Source organism: Rothia sp. HMSC08A08 (assembly GCF_001808385.1).
GTDB lineage: Bacteria > Actinomycetota > Actinomycetes > Actinomycetales > Micrococcaceae > Rothia > Rothia dentocariosa.
On record NZ_KV793079.1, the window covers coordinates 24,725 to 39,788 of the forward strand.

Here is a 15,064-nt window from a genome sequence, read left to right on the forward strand (position 1 = left end):
ATGTGTCATCCCGCCGTCGGCAGATGAAATACCATCACAGAATTAGCGATGGTATCAATACTATTTACTTACCTTCTGCCTTCATAGCTGCGTAGTAAGCATCCTGAATTTCCTGGTGGATGCGGCCGCGATCAGAAACTTCGTAACCATTTTCGCGTGCCCACTTACGAATTGCAGCGGTTTCAGGGTTACGCTTCACCGGAGCGGAAGAGCCACGACCACCGCGGGAACCGCGCTGGGAGGCGCCTACCTGAACGCGACGACCCTTAGAGGCGAACGGACGAATTGCATCACGAAGACGAGCGGCATTAGCACTGGATAGGTCAATCTCGTAATGAGCTCCGTCGAGGCCGAATCGTACAGTCTCTTCTGCGGGACCACCATCAAGGTCGTCCTCAAGAATAATGCGCACCTTCTGTGCCATAGGGGTTTTCTCCTTAGTTTGGTTTATTGCTCCAACTATGAGTTTTTACACTGCACGTTGTCACACTCTCTAATTTATCTCCTTCATAATAACAGAAATAAATGACTAATGACTACCAACATAGAGAATTCTAAGGAATGACACAGAATAGTGTTGTCATTTAACGGTTATATTTATTGACGCTCCGTTTTATTACCCGTTTTATCAGTACCAAAAGGATTTACCGTTCCTTGTGAACCCTTTACCTTCTCGTACCACTGTTGAGCGTCTTTTTCGACATCACGCTGTGCTGAACGTTCGGCGCGATCCGCTCGGTTAATCCAACGCAAAATGAAATATAACGCAATCCCGGCAAAAATAGGAGGCAGCAGCGCAATCAAAATCTCCATGAAAATCCCTCACAACCTTTCGTGCTGATGACAGCATACCCGATAGCGCAAAATGCCGCCCGATAACGCATACTCGTTACGAACGGCATCTACGGTTTAACACGGTTTACAGACCTTTACGAAAGAAAAGCCTCGATCAAGCCCGAAATTACGACTCCGGTTTCATCAGCGGGAACAATATAGTTTCACGAATACCTGGCTGACGCACCACGGTTCCAGGGCGTTCAGGGTCCTGTTCACCCGCCAAAAGCATAATCAGACGGTCAACGCCCAGCCCGAGACCGCCCATCGGCGGTGCACCGTGCTCTAGGGCGCGCAAGAAGTCCTCATCAAGTTCCATCGCCTCGTCATCGCCCGCAGCAGCCTTATGGGACTGCTCAGTCAAACGCTCGCGCTGAATCACAGGGTCGATCAGCTCAGAGAACGCGGTACCGCGCTCCATACCGCCAATAATCAGATCCCACGCCTCAATCGTGCGGGAACCATCACGGTTTGGCCGCGCCAGAGGCTGGGCGCTTGGCGGGTAGTTATATACAAAGGTCGGGTTCAGCAGTGTTGGCTCCACGATTTCGCCGAAAAGCTCAATCACAAGTTTCTCAGCATCCCAGGCGGGATCCACCTCAACCTCATGCTTGGCGGCGATCTCGCGCAGCGTCTCAGCGGGGGTATCCGGGGTTATTTCAACGCCCACAGCCTCAGACAGTCCGGGGTAGACGCTCAGCCACGCCCACTCACCGCCCAGGTCGATCGTGCCATCCTCGGTCTCAATCGCGGTAACCCCGAGCTCCTGTGCGCACGCAACGATAATCTCCTGCATACGCTCGGCCATCACGTACTGATCGGCGTAGGCTTCGTAGCATTCCAGGGTTGTAAATTCGGGGCTGTGCGTTGAATCCACGCCCTCGTTGCGGAATACGCGACCAATTTCGTAGACGCGCTCAATGCCGCCCACCACGGCACGCTTAAGCGGAAGTTCGGTGGCGATGCGCATCGTCATAGGCTGGTCGAAGGCATTCAGGTGGGTGCGGAACGGGCGAGCCGTCGCGCCGCCGTGCACCAGCTGCAGCACCGGGGTTTCCAGCTCAATATAGCCGTGATCTTCCAGCACGCGGCGCACAGTGCGGGTAATCAGAGCGCGCTTTTTCACCAGGTCACGGGCCTCGGGGCGAACCATTAGGTCTAGGTAGCGGCGGCGCACCCGAGTTTCTTCGTTCAAATCCTTGTGCAGCACGGGCATGGGGCGAATCGACTTCGCGGCCATCCTCCACTCACGCACCATAATCGACAGTTCGCCGCGGCGAGAGACCACCACGCGGCCGGTCACATACACGTGATCGCCCAAATCCACCAGGGATTTCCAGTCGGCAAGCGACTGTTCGCCAACCTCATTGAGCGAGAGCATCGCCTGAATGCGGTCGCCATTCGTACCCGCCTGCAGGGATGCAAAGCAGAGTTTACCGGTATTGCGCACGAATACAACACGACCCGGCACATGCACCACATGGTCGGTTTCGTCCCCGGCGGTGAGCTCGCCGGACTCTAATTTCGGGTCGTATTGAGCGCGAATATCGGCGATATGATCCGGTTCGATGCGCTTGCCTTCGACATCCAGAAGCCCAACGGGATACGCTTCACCCGCGGTCTCCAAGAACTTAGCGCGCTTCTCCAAGCGAATCTTCATCTGCTCGGACATATCTGCAATGGCCGGTGTGGCGCTCTGCTCGTTGCTCAAAAGGTACCTATCTCGTGTTTTAGGAGGTCAAATGTGACGGTTTGCTACAGCAAATCCATGTTGTCGATCAGGCGTGTGGAACCCACATATGCCGCAACTAGTGCAAGCACCCGCTCGGAATCGGCGGTCGGCGGCTGGAAATTGCTCGGATCCACAAGCTCCAGGTAGTCCAGGCGCACACCCTCGGTTGAGTTAATACGTGCCCGTGCACTCTCTAGATCGATACTCTCAAACCCGCGGTTCAGCGAGTTTTCGCGCATCAGTGCGAGGGTTCGAGAAATCACCAGCGCAGCCTCGCGTTCCTGCTCGCTGAGGAATTCATTCCGTGAGGAAAGAGCCAAGCCGTCGTCGTCACGCACAATAGCGACAGGACGCAGGGTAATGTCGTGGTTGAAGTCGTGAATCATGCGCTGCACGAGCAAAACCTGCTGGGCATCCTTCTGCCCGAAGTAAGCGTTCACCTCGTGCGAGCCTGCGGCGGGGCGCACAATATTGAAGAGCTTGTTCACGACGGTGAGCACGCCGTCGAAGTGGCCGGGGCGGGTGATTCCCTCAAATTTATTGCCCAGTTCGCCGCTGGAAATGCGAATAAGCGGCTCGCCTTCGGGATACATTTCATCCACGGAGGGCGCGAAGATAATATCAACGCCCGCATCGGCGGCGACCTGCGCATCCGTTTCCAGGGCGCGCGGGTATTTGTCATAGTCTTCGTTGGGGCCGAATTGAAGCGGGTTAACAAAGATCGACGCCACCACAACATCGTTCTGTTCACTCGCGCGGCGCAAAAGCGTGGCGTGCCCTGCATGCAGAGCACCCATCGTAGGTACATACCCGAGCGTAGCGCTGCGGTACTGCACCTCGCCTTCCTGTTCGGCGGCTTCGGCACGGGCGCGCTCATTCAGCCGTTCCTGGGCGGCAGCAAGCGCCTCCGCAATAGCGGAGCGAAGCTCGGTAATAGTCGTGACGATGCGGGGCATCGAGGTCTCAGTCATGACGAGAACTCCTTATCGTCAGGCATCGCACCGGATTGACGCGTGCCCGTGGTGTGGGTTCGCAGGGTAGATTCAATCCGAGCCTTCTGGTCGTCGTTTAATAAGTTTCTATTATGCGCCCTAGATGCGGTTGCGCGCACCATGGCGGCATATGAGTCAGCGATATCCTGTGTATTTTCGTGGTCGGTGTACTCTATCAGCGCATCAAGATGCGCATCCAGGGTACCTGCATCGCCGCGTGCCACGGGACCGGTCAGCGCGCCTTCGCCACTCGCAAGCGCGTTATCGACGGTCGCACGAACCAGCGGACCGAGGTAACGCGCCGGGTCTTCAATACCGATACTAGCAAGCATCTGCTGGGACTGTCCCAAAAGTGTGACGAGATGGTTCGAGGCGTGCGCCAGTGCGGCGTGATAAAGCGCACGATCGGCTTCGGCAACGTGGACGGGCTCACCGCCCATTTCAACGACGAGCGCCTGAGCTATAGGGATAAAAGGCGCGGGCCCGGTCACGGCAAAGCTCGTACCGGTGAGTCGTTGTAAATCCAGGGACAAACCGGTGAAAGTCATGGCGGGGTGAATCGCCAAGCCGATAGCGCCCAATGTGGTTGCGGGAGCGAAAATATCGGTGCCGTGCCGCCCGGAGGTGTGCACAAGCAACTGCCCACTGGTTAGAGACCCGGAAGATGCCAAATACTCGATCAGACCAGCCAATTCATCGTCGGGGACAGCCAACAGCAGCAGCTCGCTGCGTTCGGCAATCTGTTCCACCTCAAGGAGCGGTACGCCGGGTAAGAGCACATCCGCCCGTTCTTGAGAAGCTTCAGAAACCGCATGCACACCCACCAGGGAATGCCCGGCAGCGCGCAGGGCGGCACCGAGCACAGCGCCAACTTTACCGGCGCTGATAACGCCGATGCCGAGGCGTGCGGGTTTCAGATGATTCGTGGTCACACTCTTAATTATATGAGGTACAGCAAAATCGGCGTGTTTTTCAGCGTTCACCAGGTGCGTCGAAGATCATGGCAGATCGTTACAGGGAATTATGCCGAAGGCGATGTGTAATAGGCCCGGGTGCCGTCAGTACGGGCGATGATCTCGGCGGCAATGCGTTCGGCATCGTGCGCCTCTAGGTTCTGGACGGCGGGTTTGACCGGCCCCGGAACGCTGCCCAAATGTATGCACGCGGTTTTGAGGATGCGATTGAGCGGCCCCTGCGACCATTGCACCGCGAGCACCTGCCGTTCGGGGACTACCGAGAGGAACCGCAGCAGGCAGCCGCCACGCAGCAAGAGAAGATCCCGGGTGGGGGCGTGTTCCGAAGGGTGCGGGTCGGCTTCAGCTTTCGCATGTTCGGTATTCACCCGCGCGAAGCCGTCACGCCGGAAGGTGAGCGGGTTAAGCCAGCGTGTTCGGCGCGGTGCCGTCACCACGCCTAACTCGCGGCTGTCGGCGGGGTTGTACCTTGATGATTCCATGACCGCCTGCACGATTTCGAGGCTGTGCGGTGAAACATTCGGCAGCAGCAGGTGAAGAAGCCGCTGCATTTCGCGGGTGGTACCCACGGGCAGGGCGGTGTTGCGGGTAAATAAGTCGTCGGATGAACCCTCCGTATTTACCGCCACGCCCGCAATATTGACCACCACCCGGTACCACCCGAAGGGCTTCCACAATAGAGGCTGCTCAATCTTGAGGGCTTGAATACGCTGCGGGAACAGGGTTTGCGTATGCGTTCCCGTGAATCCGTAGGTGATGCGCAGGCTGTCGCCGCGCGCATCCGAAGTGTTCTGGCGAATGCGCTCCACCGTGAAATTTGCGCCCTGATCGAAGCTGCTCCACAGCTGCCAAAGAAAACCGAGAATTGGAATCAGGGACGGAAAAATAAACTGCGATATCTGCCCCAGGTCCTTTTGGGGGTTCATCAGCCACCCCACGATCGTACCGCCCACCCAGATAATCGCTACCGGGAGTGCCCACAGCAATGCGCTGAGCACAATCGCGGCAAGAACCCGCAAATTGGGGACTTTGAAGAGCACCCGTTCCGGCTTGTGGCCTTCCTCTGCCTGCTGCTCCCCTGCGAGGTTTACCTCGTGATCCTTCTCAGACGGAACGCTCACAGCATCGGCGGATTCTGGCGTATTGGCGGCACGCAGGGTACTCACCCTGCGCAGCAGGCGTTCCTGCAAATTCTGCGCTTTCGCATGCGAGAGGTATTTGATATGCAGGGCTTCTTCGGCACCGTCCGCAGCCTCAAGTCGAAGCTCGGACAGCCCCAAAATACGGGCGACGAGCGGGCGTGAAATATCGACGCTTTGCACGCTTTCCAGGCGAATCTGCCGCTGTTTCTTGAAAAATATTCCGTTGTGGCGGTATACCGAATGCGCGCTCACGCTGTAGCGGGTAAACGTCCACGAAAGAATACTTCCGCCAAAAATAAGGACCGCCGCAGCACCGTAGCCATACAGCATTACCGGGTTATGTCCAACGTGGTTTAGCAGATATTCGGGCAGCTGCCGCAGAATATTCCAGTAATCATTCTCGGCATTATTGTTGAAGGAATTCTTAATATAATCCCACGCGAGATAAATAATAAAAGCAAAGAAAACCCATATGTTCATGATGAACGTGCGCACATCGGTACGCCACCACGTGAGGGTTTCCGCAGCTTCACCCGGGGTTATATGGTGTTCAGAGGTGTTAGAAGACTCGACAGACCGCACGTCCTGGTTATTCGAGTTTCGGGGTTCCTGTGTCATTACAGCGCCGCCATGCGTTCATCGGCGCGGCGTATCAAAAGCTCGCGCAGCTGCTGCCCACGTTCAGTGGGAATACCGTACAGCGTCACCTTAGAAGCGGTCACCCCAGCGGTGCGGATCGTCAGACGCACCAGGTGATGAGCACGCTCCAAGGGACCGGAATCTACATCTACATACTGGATGCGCCCATACGGAATGGACGTCACATGCCGAAACAGCACACCCTGGCGCGCCATCAGATGGTTGGGGCGCAGACTATAACCCAGCGCTCGGGTGCGGCGCGGTAGCAGCGCCGCCCACCAGATGCCCCACACCACCAGGACAGCGGCGATCGCCCCAGTAAGAGCGGGCAGCCACGTGGTTTTGGGCAGAACATCGGAAGAACGCATCATCTCAAACATCACGGTCAGCGCCGCAAAAACGACTACCAGCGTGGCGAAAAACCCTACGACCTGTATCAGCCGAATCTTGGTATACGAAGGATGCGCGCGCACCCACTCGCCCTCGGTCGCAGTCACCGAGCCCTCACCCTCGTGCGAGAAAGAAGCATCCTCAGCATGTGAAAGTTGTGACATATATACCCTCTATCGTCGATCGCTCGTACGGGAGTATCCGTCAGCGGCAAGCTTACCCGAATTCGAACCGCCCGAAGACGAATTACCGTCCGGATCGTCCGGCGGAATACGGCACAGATACTGCGCCCACAGCCCGCCCGCCAGCAGCAGCACAGCACCAACCAGATTCACCACAGTAGACCAGAAAAACCCGGGAATACCGCGAGCGCTCGCCAGCGCTACATCGTAGACGATAAGCCCGAGCATCCAGCCCGCCAACAGCGCCCCGGTCAAAATCGCGCCCTGCGCACACGCCAAAGTACGCGCAGCCATGAGAGAGTTCATGGACTTCGCTTTACGCCGGGTCTCAACATTGCGAAAACGCGCCACCTGAAACGCAAACCAGAGCGTAATACCCGCTATTACCACGCAGATCAGTGCCACTACAGGCGACATTGCGAGTTCACCGCCGCCTGCGTTCACCACCAGATTATTCAGGATCGTTGCAGCAACAAGCCCCAGCGCCACGGCACACGCAATAACGGATATTCGGATGGGCTTCATACGCCCTCGCTTTCAGCACCACTATCAAATAGGTTCTTGGGCAAATTCATGTCTCGCATAAATCGTACCGCGTTAACCCCCGCCCGTTCATCGGCTGCGCGTACCCTGCGAGCTAAATCGGCAACGAGATGCCGCGTCTGTTCGCCCGTAGCGGCATCACGAGAGGGTATTACCGCCTGCGGATTTGCCTGTTCCCACGGAACCAGAACGAAAGCGCGCTCATGCGCACGCGGATGCGGCAGCGTCAGAACCGGATCGTCGCTGACAAGGTCGTCATAGGTAATAACGTCAATATCGAGAGTGCGCGGGCCCCATCGCACAAGCCGCACCCGGTGATGATGCGCCTCCACCTGCTGGCACAGCGCTAACAGCGCGTAGGGGTCAAGGCTCGTGTGCACTTCAAGGACGGCGTTGATATAGTCCGGCTGGTCGGCGGGGCCGCCTACCGGTTCCGTCACGTACAGCCCGGAGGCACGCACTAGCCGCACTGCACCCCCGCTAAGATGCACTAGGTCGGCGGCGGCCTGCTCTAACGTGGTTTCGCTCTCGCCCAGGTTTGACCCCAGGGCCAGCACCGCCGTATGCGCTAACGCGTCCATGCCGGGCGCAGGGTGCGATTGGTTCGCGTTCGGTATATTACCCACGCGCGCATGCACCCTTTCCGCCCTGAATCTGCGTGCCTTCACGCTCCCGGAATACGGTCACTGCCACGTTCCCGAAGGTCACCTCAATCGGGGCCTTCGGTTTATTGACGGTCACCTCAAGCGCATGCACATACGCGCATTCGTCCAGAATGTTCTGGGCAATCCGCACGGCAAGAGTCTCAATCAAATCGAGGGACTCCCCCACAATATGCGTGCGGATAATCTCGGCAACTTCCGCATAGTTCGTGGTTTGGGCGAGGTCGTCGGTCGCAGCAGCCTGCGTGAAGTCGGTGTATAAAACCGTATCTACCACGAAGGGTTGACCTTCACGTTTCTCAAAATCAAGCGCTCCGTGAAAACCCACGGCGGCAACACCGGTCAGGGTAATGCGGTCGCAGGAGGCATAGGCGTGCGCTGGGTTCGGCATGGTGTTCCTTAGCTGATGTGAATACTGGTACATAATTTTAGGTCTGTTTGGTGCGGATAATAGTGCGTAAAGTATTCGCTACGGTCACGGCATCCACCGTGGGGGGCACATTGTGCACGCGAACCCCCCACACTCCCTGGGCCGCCACGAGCGCAGAGAGAGCGGCGGATGCGGCATCACGGTCTTCGGGGGCGCGTGCTGGCGGCATTTGGTCGGGCACGGTGTTCGCGCTCGCGGCGGGATTCTGGGTTTTGGTGCGCGCCGCATCTGCCGCGTTCAGTGCATTCGCCAGAAAACGTTTACGCGAACCGGCGATTAGTACCCGGTGCCCCAGCGTGTGCAGCTGCCCAAGGGCGGCGAGCAGTTCCCAATCCTGCATGCCGCCCTTCGCAAACCCCAGCCCAGGGTCAAGGATAATGTTCTCGGCATGAACCCCGGCGGCAACCAGGCGATCACGCAGGGCGGCGAGCTCGTCCAGAACCTCGGTAACAGTGCCGCGCGGGTAGGCGGCGAGCGCATCCATTGTGGTTGAGGTGCCGCGCGCATGCATCAGAATATAGGGTACGCCCAGCTCGGCTACGGTCTGTATCATCTCATCGCTCACGCTCATGCCCGAAACGTCGTTAATGATCTGCGCCCCGGCGGCTACGGCGGCGCGGGCGGTAGCTGCGTTCATGGTGTCTACGCTGATGGTGATACCGGTTTCGGCAAGCCCCTCGATCACGGGCAGGATGCGCCGAAGTTCCTCATCAACACTGATGCGCACCGCACCGGGCCGGGTGGATTCGCCGCCTACATCAATAATGTCTGCACCCTGCGCGATCATGCGTTGCGCGTGGGCGAGAGCGTCGTTCGCGGCGTAGTGTTCGCCGCCGTCGCTGAAGGAATCGGGGGTGACGTTCAGGATTCCCATCACCAGGGTTCGCTCTGCGGCTGCGGCGTCGCAGGGCAGATGTGTGGGGGGCTGCGGGCTCATCATTGCGTGCATGATTTAATCCTAACGGATGCGCGCCTGCCCCCTTCATGCCGCGAGCAGGTGGTTTCTGGTACGAGCAGGTCGGAAAATCCTACCTTGTCGGCGAAAAACAACCTTCTCGCGACCGGATTTAATATTGCATGGTTTATGCGCATTTTTTCATGCAGGGCGTAGCGGGGGTATGCTGGATTTATGACCATAGAGTTCTGTACGGCTACGGTGCCGGACGGAATGTAACGCATCGTAGAGACTGACGGTTTTGGAGGTTTAGATGAATCTGAAAGTTGGCGCCTGGATTCTTGGCTTTATCGCTCTTGCGGCGTTTATCACGGTTGTTCTGGCGAATGGACTTACCGCCGTGCGCTGGGTCGCGTTCGGTGTCGCAACCTGCGCAGGGTTCCTCTCCCTGGGTATGGTCGTAACCCTAGCCCTCGGCTGGGATGACCCCACGGGAACGAAAACCGAATCCCACTAGTTTTATCTCGTGCAGAGGCGTTCCGCTAGGATTAAGCCATGCCGGATGCCCTCACGATTCGACCCGCCACCCCCAACGATGCGCAGGCAGTAGCGCGCATCCGTGTTCAGGGGTGGCGGTTTGCATATCAGGGTTTAATATCTCAGGACTACCTCGATTCGCTCAGCGTCGCCAAAGACACCGAGCGGATGCGCGGGTACCTCAGTCAGTTTCCCCAGAACTCGCCACCCAGCAGGTCAGCTTCCGTGCAAGGTTCGGGCGACGGTGAAAAACGGTCGTTTATGCTCGCTGTACGCGGCGATGCGGTGCTGGGGTTCTGCGGTTTCAGCGCCGTACCCGATAAGGCTTACCGCCCCGAAAGGGCTGTTCCGGCCGGGACGATGGTCGGAAGACTCCACTCACTCTACATAGACCCGGATGCCCTCGGGCAGGGTATTGGGCACACCCTCATGAACCATGCGCTCAGCACCTTTGCCGCATGGGGGTGTGAGTGCGCAACTCTCTGGGTGTTGGAGGGAAATTCCCGCGCCATCAGCTTCTACGAACGGCAAGGCTGGCGGCGCACGGGTGCTACAAAGGTAGACCGATCCTTTGGACTGCGTCTGGTTGAGCACGAAATGGCGGTTCAGCTTTAACGCGAAACCGCCCGGACGATCGTGCGACTTGTTGAGGCAGGTTCACGATTCATCTAGGCGGTCGCTAAGTTAGTCGACGCTATTAGCCGCTGGCTAGTATAACGCCCTCGCAGGGTGGGCACTCATAGTTTTAGCAGACTGGGTGCTCACCCGTAATTGCTACTACCTTACCCTATATCGTGCGTATGCTCCACCCTCTAAAACAGCATCTGTAGCAGGAACCACCCATGCACACGCGGGGCAGATCATAGCTTCACTCCGGCAGGATGCCTCGCTTCAGGCGGATATACTCGTCAGCGCTCATGCGCTCGACTTTCTGAAGGGTCCCGTTAGCTTTGGGAGTGAGGCTTCTGAGATTCTGCGGGGTCATGATCGCCGAACGGCTAGAATGCTCATACGCATAGGTTGTGAAGATCCAGTCTGCGAGCTCGCGCGCATCCTGGGAGTTAAACCCCAGCCCATAACGCGGTTCAGGGTTCGTGAGCACGGATTGAATTTGCCGATACCAAGCACCGCGGCTGCGCATCACAAGCCAGAATCCGGGTTCGCTTTCCTGTTCATCGCGCAGATAACGCGCCAGACGGTATAACACCAATCGGGCGCTAAAATCCGAATAGACATTGTGTAAATCTTCAACCCCGCTCACCCACGATGAACGAAACGGATACAACTCCACGTTGCAGGTACGCAGATTCTTAATAGTCTGATGCACATAATCGCCCAAAGTTCCCGCACGGTAGTGTCTAAGGAGCAGCTTGCGAAAAGCCTCATAATATTGGCCATCAACGTCATTGACCAGAAGCGCTGAATCATAATTACGCAGATAATAACGCTCTGTGCGGGTAAAAGATTCTTGATCGGTTATATCAGGTCCAATAATGTTTTTGAGTTCGCGGTACAGGATATTTTCAGGGCACATCACATGATTTAGTACGTCATCTGGCGTCAGGTCGTAACTCTGCGTCTTGGTGCCATAAAAAGCAGAAAAGTTGAGGGTGCGATCCGGGTGTTTGTTGTTCCGTTCGTGAAAATCGCGAACATTCTGTGCTAGGTCTAAAGAGCTGTCGATGCTTGGGTTGAACAGGCAGTGCATCAGCCGGGCGTTCACCCAACGACCATGTACGTGCTGCGGAATAGCGTAGGCCAGGGACTGTACAAGTCGTATCAACCGTTCAGGCCTTACCCACGCAAAACCTTCCTCTGCTGCGCATGGCTTCTCCCCCGCACCCATCGCGGCACAAAACTCTTCGATCTTCCGGTAGCCGCTCCTCCCGGGTAACCACGGCGAGCCTAGTGCGGCCTCTAGATGGTTTTGATCGGAAATTCTGCCCGCATCATCAATCTCATCTGCCCACAAAAGGAATTTCGGCAGGATTCTAGGGGTTCTCATATACATCCTTGTAAAAACAAATATTTCTAGGTTAGTAGCGCCGGAGTTTAACGCGAGCAGGTGGTTTTCGACCGAAAAGATAGGATTTTCCTACCTGCTCGGGTCAAAAACCACCTGCTCGCGGAATAAGAAGCTAGTGCTTCGAGAAAATCAAGCTCATCGCCTCGGCGCGAGTTGCCGCGTTCTTGAGCTGCCCGCGCACCGCACTCGTGACGGTTTTCGCGCCGGGTTTGCGCACGCCGCGCATCGACATGCACATATGCTCGGCCTCAATCACGACGATCGCACCGCGCGGACTCAGGTGCTCCTCCAGCGCCTCCACCACCTGCGTGGTCAGCCGTTCCTGCACCTGGGGGCGACGCGCATAAACCTCAAGCACCCGCGCCAGTTTGCTCAGCCCCGTCACCTTGCCGTCAGCCCCGGGAATGTACCCAACATGCGCCACCCCGTGGAAAGGCACCAGGTGATGCTCGCACGTGGAATAGAACGGGATATCCTTCACCAGCACCATCTCGGAATGGGCAATATCGAAGGTCGTGCCCAGCACATCGGCGGGGTCAGCGTGCAAGCCTGAGAAAAACTCCTCGTAGGCGCGAGCCACTCTCGCCGGGGTGTTCTGTAAACCGTCACGGTCAGGGTCTTCACCGATTGCCAGCAGGATTTCCCGAACTGCCGCCTCAATGCGCGGCTTATCCACCCCCGAGCCGTTATCCTCGCTCATCCGACCCTCCATAGGGGTTCTGGTTCGGGTTGTTATACGGGTACGGGTTCTGCTGCTGCTCATTCTGCTGACCCGGATACTGCTGCTCAGGATACTGGCCGGGGAACTGCTGCTCAGGGTATTGCTGCGGAGGCATCGCCACGGTCGGGTCGGTATCCTCAATATCCTGCGTGCCCGGATGCGGCATCTGCTGAGGCTGACCACCCTGACCGGGCAGGTTCTGGCCCGGTACCGTGTGCTCGGGCGCAGTCGGCATAGATGCAGTCGTAGGAGCCTTCATCGCCACGGTCGGATCGGAATCGCCCTCCAGAGCATTCTTCTCTGCGGCGAGTTCGCTCGGGGCCTTCACCGGCGGAATATCGGTGCGTTCGCGGCCTTCCTTGGAGTACCAGTGCTCGCGTTCGGGGCGCTTACGAACATCCTTGAAAATCTCCGCGATCTCGTTCTCCAGCAGAGTCTCTTTCTCCAGCAGGGCGAACGCCAGGCGGTCAAGCACATCGCGGTTCTCCACGAGAATCTGGAAAGCCTCATCATGAGCTTCTTCCAGAAGTTTACGCACCTCGATATCGATCTTGTAGGCGGTCTTGTCAGAGTAGTTACGTGCCGCCGAAGGATCGCCGCCCATGAACGGTTCGGTGTCGTCGCTGCCGAGCTTTACCGAACCCAGCAGGGCGCTCATACCGTAGTCGGCTACCATTTTGCGCGCGGTATCGCTCGCCTTCTGAATATCGTTTGCGGCACCCGTGGAAGGATCGTGGAATACGATTTCCTCAGCTGCGCGGCCACCCATCGCATAGGCCATCTGATCCAGTAGCTCGTGGCGCGTGGTCGAGTACTTATCGTCCTGCGGCATGACCATCGTGTAACCCAGTGCACGGCCACGCGGCAGAATCGTAATCTTGGTAACCGGCGCGGAGTTGCGCAGGGCGGCAGCTACGAGCGCGTGACCGCCCTCATGGTAGGCGGTTACCTTACGCTCGTGCTCACTCATGATGCGCGAAGTACGCTGCGGACCCGCCATCACGCGGTCGATAGCCTCATCGATAGCACGGTCATCAATCACGTTGCCGTTATCGCGGGCGGTCAGCAGGGCTGCCTCGTTCATCACGTTCGCCAGGTCTGCACCCGTGAAACCGGGGGTACGCTTAGCGACCTGCCCCAAATCGACGCGACGGTCGATCGGCTTACCGGCGGCATGCACCTCCAGGATGCGCTGGCGGCCCTTCATATCGGGCGCATCCACACCGATCTGGCGGTCGAAACGACCCGGGCGCAGCAGGGCGGGGTCGAGCACATCCGGGCGGTTGGTTGCGGCAATCACGATCACGTTGGAGTTGCCGTCGAAACCGTCCATTTCGACAAGCAGCTGGTTAAGGGTCTGCTCGCGCTCGTCGTTACCGCCGCCCATACCGACGCCGCGGCGGCGACCGACCGCATCGATCTCGTCCACAAAGACGATTGCGGCGGGGTTAGATTTTGCTTCCTTGAACAGATCGCGCACGCGGGATGCGCCCACACCCACGAACATCTCAACAAAGTCGGAACCGGAAATCGAATAGAAAGGCGCGCCAGCCTCACCCGCAACAGCTTTCGCGAGCAGGGTCTTACCGGTACCGGGAGGGCCGTACAGCAGCACACCCTTAGGAATCTTAGCGCCTAGTCGGGTGAACTTTTCGGGCTCCGCAAGGAACTCGCGCACCTCTTCAAGCTCAGCCAGTGCCTCATCAACACCGGCGACATCGGAGAAACGCACGGTCGGGTTATCTTTGTTGAACTTCTTCGCGCGCGACTTCGCGAAGCTCATGACCGAAGAGTTACCGCCCATGCGGCCCATGAGCAGCCAGAAAATTGCACCAAAAAGAAGCACCGGCAGCAACAGAGAAATCAGCGAACCCAAGAAGCTATTTTCCACCGGCTGATCGGTGTAGCTCTCCAGCTGGGCACCGTTCATGGCCCGCACGACTTCTTCGGCACGCGGCTGCACATAGTAGAACTTCACAGAGGAACCGTAGTTGTTGCTGCCCTGCTTATAGTCTTCCTTCAGCTGCAGCTCAACACGCTGGTCGCCATCATAGATTTTCGCGCTCTTCACCTGGTGGTCGTTGAGCAGCTGCAAACCAACGTTGGTATCTACCTGGCGTGCGCCCTGCGCAAAAAGCGAGCTCAGCGAGAACGCCACGACAACAATTGCAATAACGATAGCCCACAGCCAGCGACCATTGATCAGCCTGCCTAAAAAGTTATCGGGGCCGTTCGGCGAGTTATTGGATTTTTGCGCCAATGCTTAATTCCTTACGTTTACGACGGCTACACGCCGGGTACGCGCCGCAGCGTGCCGGAGCACTCCGTGACGATAGAAAGATGCAACTTTAAATGTACCCTAACC

At 57.6% G+C, this 15,064-nt stretch carries 16 protein-coding genes; 2 read left to right on the forward strand and 14 right to left on the reverse strand.

Annotation, left to right across the window (positions count from 1 at the left end; translation table 11 throughout):
• Positions 1 to 64 precede the first annotated feature (64 nt).
• The 11 genes from HMPREF3164_RS08830 to folP all read right to left on the reverse strand — a co-directional run bounded on the left by HMPREF3164_RS08830 (position 65) and on the right by folP (position 9,469).
• Positions 65 to 424, reverse strand: a complete 360-nt coding sequence (locus HMPREF3164_RS08830) for a histone-like nucleoid-structuring protein Lsr2 (protein ID WP_070450582.1) — start codon at positions 422 to 424, stop codon at positions 65 to 67.
• Positions 425 to 597: 173 nt separating this feature from the next.
• The gene (locus tag HMPREF3164_RS08835; RefSeq protein WP_004005752.1) at positions 598 to 813 is read right to left on the reverse strand and encodes a hypothetical protein; all 216 of its coding nucleotides are present in this window, start codon (positions 811 to 813) and stop codon (positions 598 to 600) included.
• A gap of 148 nt (positions 814 to 961) precedes the next feature.
• Positions 962 to 2,494, reverse strand: coding sequence for a lysine--tRNA ligase (lysS, locus tag HMPREF3164_RS08840; RefSeq protein ID WP_246822669.1), 1,533 nt, complete (start codon positions 2,492 to 2,494; stop codon positions 962 to 964).
• Positions 2,495 to 2,589: 95 nt separating this feature from the next.
• The gene (gene panC, locus HMPREF3164_RS08845) at positions 2,590 to 3,537 is read right to left on the reverse strand and encodes a pantoate--beta-alanine ligase (RefSeq protein ID WP_070450584.1); all 948 of its coding nucleotides are present in this window, start codon (positions 3,535 to 3,537) and stop codon (positions 2,590 to 2,592) included.
• Entirely contained in the window at positions 3,534 to 4,490 is a 957-nt protein-coding gene (locus HMPREF3164_RS08850; protein ID WP_070450699.1) for a Rossmann-like and DUF2520 domain-containing protein, read from the reverse strand. The genes panC and HMPREF3164_RS08850 overlap by 4 nt, the downstream gene beginning before the upstream one ends.
• An 89-nt stretch (positions 4,491 to 4,579) precedes the next feature.
• Entirely contained in the window at positions 4,580 to 6,292 is a 1,713-nt protein-coding gene (locus tag HMPREF3164_RS08855; RefSeq protein ID WP_070450586.1) for a PH domain-containing protein, read from the reverse strand.
• Positions 6,292 to 6,867 (reverse strand): PH domain-containing protein, encoded by a 576-nt coding sequence (locus HMPREF3164_RS08860; protein WP_246822663.1) that lies wholly within the window; start codon positions 6,865 to 6,867, stop codon positions 6,292 to 6,294. Before HMPREF3164_RS08860 ends, HMPREF3164_RS08855 begins: the two co-directional genes overlap by 1 nt.
• A 9-nt stretch (positions 6,868 to 6,876) precedes the next feature.
• Positions 6,877 to 7,410 carry a DUF3180 domain-containing protein gene (locus HMPREF3164_RS08865; RefSeq protein ID WP_004005758.1) on the reverse strand — a complete coding sequence of 178 codons (534 nt, stop codon included), beginning with the start codon at positions 7,408 to 7,410 and terminating at the stop codon, positions 6,877 to 6,879.
• Positions 7,407 to 8,009: a 2-amino-4-hydroxy-6-hydroxymethyldihydropteridine diphosphokinase gene (gene folK / locus HMPREF3164_RS08870; protein WP_070450703.1), complete on the reverse strand. Its 603-nt coding sequence runs from the start codon at positions 8,007 to 8,009 to the stop codon at positions 7,407 to 7,409. Before folK ends, HMPREF3164_RS08865 begins: the two co-directional genes overlap by 4 nt.
• Before the next feature lie 37 nt (positions 8,010 to 8,046).
• Positions 8,047 to 8,481 carry a dihydroneopterin aldolase gene (folB, locus tag HMPREF3164_RS08875; RefSeq protein ID WP_037231372.1) on the reverse strand — a complete coding sequence of 145 codons (435 nt, stop codon included), beginning with the start codon at positions 8,479 to 8,481 and terminating at the stop codon, positions 8,047 to 8,049.
• 37 nt (positions 8,482 to 8,518) lie between these two features.
• Positions 8,519 to 9,469: a dihydropteroate synthase gene (folP, locus tag HMPREF3164_RS08880; protein WP_070450588.1), complete on the reverse strand. Its 951-nt coding sequence runs from the start codon at positions 9,467 to 9,469 to the stop codon at positions 8,519 to 8,521.
• Positions 9,470 to 9,728: 259 nt separating this feature from the next.
• On the opposite strand from folP, the gene HMPREF3164_RS08885 reads away from it, so the two are divergent.
• Together HMPREF3164_RS08885 and HMPREF3164_RS08890 are read left to right on the forward strand one after the other, a co-directional pair.
• Positions 9,729 to 9,932, forward strand: coding sequence for a hypothetical protein (locus HMPREF3164_RS08885; protein ID WP_013397981.1), 204 nt, complete (start codon positions 9,729 to 9,731; stop codon positions 9,930 to 9,932).
• 38 nt (positions 9,933 to 9,970) lie between these two features.
• A complete protein-coding gene (locus tag HMPREF3164_RS08890) occupies positions 9,971 to 10,567 on the forward strand; it encodes a GNAT family N-acetyltransferase (protein ID WP_070450590.1) in 597 nt (198 codons plus the stop codon).
• A 253-nt stretch (positions 10,568 to 10,820) separates the two neighbouring features.
• Here the strand turns inward: HMPREF3164_RS08890 and HMPREF3164_RS08895 are convergent, their stop codons facing one another.
• The 3 genes from HMPREF3164_RS08895 to ftsH form a co-directional block, all read right to left on the reverse strand.
• Positions 10,821 to 11,957 carry a hypothetical protein gene (locus HMPREF3164_RS08895; RefSeq protein WP_141744124.1) on the reverse strand — a complete coding sequence of 379 codons (1,137 nt, stop codon included), beginning with the start codon at positions 11,955 to 11,957 and terminating at the stop codon, positions 10,821 to 10,823.
• 133 nt (positions 11,958 to 12,090) lie between these two features.
• The gene (gene folE, locus HMPREF3164_RS08900) at positions 12,091 to 12,678 is read right to left on the reverse strand and encodes a GTP cyclohydrolase I FolE (protein ID WP_070450594.1); all 588 of its coding nucleotides are present in this window, start codon (positions 12,676 to 12,678) and stop codon (positions 12,091 to 12,093) included.
• The gene (ftsH, locus tag HMPREF3164_RS08905) at positions 12,665 to 14,959 is read right to left on the reverse strand and encodes an ATP-dependent zinc metalloprotease FtsH (RefSeq protein WP_070450596.1); all 2,295 of its coding nucleotides are present in this window, start codon (positions 14,957 to 14,959) and stop codon (positions 12,665 to 12,667) included. Before ftsH ends, folE begins: the two co-directional genes overlap by 14 nt.
• Positions 14,960 to 15,064: the final 105 nt, after the last annotated feature.

Coding starts and splice junctions, on each gene's coding strand:
- lysS (WP_246822669.1), bottom strand. CDS start 2,494: ATGAAGATTCGCTTGGAGAAGCGCGCTAAGTTCTTGGAGACCGCGGGT.
- folB (WP_037231372.1), bottom strand. CDS start 8,481: ATGCCGAACCCAGCGCACGCCTATGCCTCCTGCGACCGCATTACCCTG.
- panC (WP_070450584.1), bottom strand. CDS start 3,537: ATGACTGAGACCTCGATGCCCCGCATCGTCACGACTATTACCGAGCTT.
- HMPREF3164_RS08895 (WP_141744124.1), bottom strand. CDS start 11,957: ATGAGAACCCCTAGAATCCTGCCGAAATTCCTTTTGTGGGCAGATGAG.
- folP (WP_070450588.1), bottom strand. CDS start 9,469: ATGCACGCAATGATGAGCCCGCAGCCCCCCACACATCTGCCCTGCGAC.
- HMPREF3164_RS08835 (WP_004005752.1), bottom strand. CDS start 813: ATGGAGATTTTGATTGCGCTGCTGCCTCCTATTTTTGCCGGGATTGCG.
- folK (WP_070450703.1), bottom strand. CDS start 8,009: ATGGACGCGTTAGCGCATACGGCGGTGCTGGCCCTGGGGTCAAACCTG.
- HMPREF3164_RS08885 (WP_013397981.1), top strand. CDS start 9,729: ATGAATCTGAAAGTTGGCGCCTGGATTCTTGGCTTTATCGCTCTTGCG.
- HMPREF3164_RS08890 (WP_070450590.1), top strand. CDS start 9,971: ATGCCGGATGCCCTCACGATTCGACCCGCCACCCCCAACGATGCGCAG.
- HMPREF3164_RS08860 (WP_246822663.1), bottom strand. CDS start 6,867: ATGTCACAACTTTCACATGCTGAGGATGCTTCTTTCTCGCACGAGGGT.
- HMPREF3164_RS08865 (WP_004005758.1), bottom strand. CDS start 7,410: ATGAAGCCCATCCGAATATCCGTTATTGCGTGTGCCGTGGCGCTGGGG.
- folE (WP_070450594.1), bottom strand. CDS start 12,678: ATGAGCGAGGATAACGGCTCGGGGGTGGATAAGCCGCGCATTGAGGCG.
- HMPREF3164_RS08855 (WP_070450586.1), bottom strand. CDS start 6,292: ATGACACAGGAACCCCGAAACTCGAATAACCAGGACGTGCGGTCTGTC.
- HMPREF3164_RS08830 (WP_070450582.1), bottom strand. CDS start 424: ATGGCACAGAAGGTGCGCATTATTCTTGAGGACGACCTTGATGGTGGT.